General features: G+C 40.9%; 2 protein-coding genes. Both read left to right on the top strand.

Features of this window, described 5'->3' with window-relative positions; translation table 11 throughout:
* Nucleotides 1-93 precede the first annotated feature (93 nt).
* Nucleotides 94-525: a hypothetical protein gene (locus tag AADEFJLK_RS24880; protein ID WP_170065249.1), complete on the top strand. Its 432-nt coding sequence runs from the start codon at nucleotides 94-96 to the stop codon at nucleotides 523-525.
* A gap of 529 nt (nucleotides 526-1054) precedes the next feature.
* Nucleotides 1055-1189 (top strand): reverse transcriptase N-terminal domain-containing protein, encoded by a 135-nt coding sequence (locus AADEFJLK_RS23540; protein ID WP_346222793.1) that lies wholly within the window; start codon nucleotides 1055-1057, stop codon nucleotides 1187-1189.
* Nucleotides 1190-1811 lie beyond the last annotated feature (622 nt).

Here is a 1811-nt window from a genome sequence, read left to right as displayed (position 1 = left end):
TTGGCCGTCCTTTTTTCCGTGAGGGTTGCATTATTGTTCCCGCTTTGCGTGGCTGGGGGATATTTGCCTGACTAGACGGGGAGGATTTTGGGTTTGGAATTCTGGGATTTGGGATGCTTTTTAATGGCTTGGGTTAGCCGAAAAAACGCTTTTCATCCATCGCCAAAATTGGCGATGGATGAAGGGAAAAATAGGTTAAAAGTTTGGAATAGTATGAGGAGATCTTATGCAGATGGTGTGGGCAATGCGAATTCTGGTGTGGGTGTAGATGCGGCAATGTTAATGCCGTCCGGGGCGGACGGTTTCTCGCACCCGAAGGCGAGATACTTTCTTTTGCTCCGCCAAAAGAAAGTATCCAAAGAAAAGGTGGTCCGATTGCCGCTTGATCCTGAGCTTCTTGGTTTTGTCGGGGGTCGGCAGAGAGGGCGCCTGCCCCCCCTGCCGCGCCCCTTCGGGCTGATCCCGACAAACCCTGCGATGCTCGGCGCGGCAAACGGGAGTAAAGCACGTTACTGCGTAACTTAAGCTATTGCTAAAGAAATCCCGTGGAACTTTAGAGCCTTTTGTTGATTAACACCCTATAAACTACTTAGCTTTTTGGAAGCTTAAAGACGCACCGCCAGTGTTATCCCCGCATATTCCATCGGCAACAAACGCGTAAAAATAAGGATGGGGGAGTTTAAACAAACGACACTAAAGTCCCATAGGATTTTGAGCGGTGACAAGGCGTAACCTTCCTGTGTATCACCGCGCACTACTAACGCAGTTAAATTATTCGATGAATACCATAAATTATGGTTTATTCGATAAGAAAACATATAGGAATATCAGACATTTTTATCTAATTTTCCTTATTGTCTAAACGTTCGTTTTTTCTATGCTTTTTGAGCTACTGAGTAATGATTGTTAAGGCTTCCCAAAAAATGGCATAAGGCCGCGCCATCTGTGGCTTTAGAGGCAAAGCAAATGACGACGACACCCCGTGCTGTTGGTGCAGCCTCCCGCTATGATATGAATTGGCCCACTATTGATTGGGGGAAAAGCTCATCAAATAGTGAGAAGGCTACAAGTGCGTATTTCCAAGGCAGCAAGCGAAGGCCGCTGGAATAAAGTGAAAGCTTTACAATGGTTGCTGACGCACTCGTTTTATGGCAAAGCAGTCGCCGTAAAACGGGCAACCTATAAATAACATGGGTTATTATTATTTATACAGTACATAATTTATATTGCTATACATTTTTATTCGTTGATGCCACTTACGATTTTATTAATCGCGATTGTAAATAATTTTTTGAATAAATAGCAGAAAACCATAAAGAACGAAAACAAGATAAATCGAATTCTATTGTGTCGCCGAAATGTAGATAAAGGACTAAATAGAATTTAACCGATACTGGTTTCATAAAATTGAAAATTTGCCGCCTTTTTTCATGCTGTAGCGTTTTTTTAATTAATATCTATCATCTCTATTAAATAATTAAAAAAGTTTCCTTATGCCTATTCTAATCGTTTTTTTGTAATGGTTGGATAATCTCAGCCGTTAGTTTGTATTTGAGGAAATATTTACTGTAAATTTTTTGTTTATCCTCTCTTTTATAAAAAGGTTATATAAGGTTATCCCCCTTTAAAACATATCATAACAATTTGTTTTTAAATAAAAAAAAAGATTTTTATTTCCCTCGCAAAGCCGTTAGTTTTCCCTCGCAAAGCCGTTAGTTTTCCCTCGCAAAGCCGTTAGTTTTCCCTCGCAAAGCCGTTAGTTTTCCCTCGCAAAGCCGTTAGTTTTCCCTCGCAAAGCCGTGTTTATTTTT

The sequence above is a fragment of the Methylovulum psychrotolerans genome (assembly GCF_002923755.1).
In the GTDB taxonomy this organism is placed as follows: domain Bacteria; phylum Pseudomonadota; class Gammaproteobacteria; order Methylococcales; family Methylomonadaceae; genus Methylovulum; species Methylovulum psychrotolerans.
This window is presented reverse-complemented; position numbering and strand designations above follow the sequence as displayed.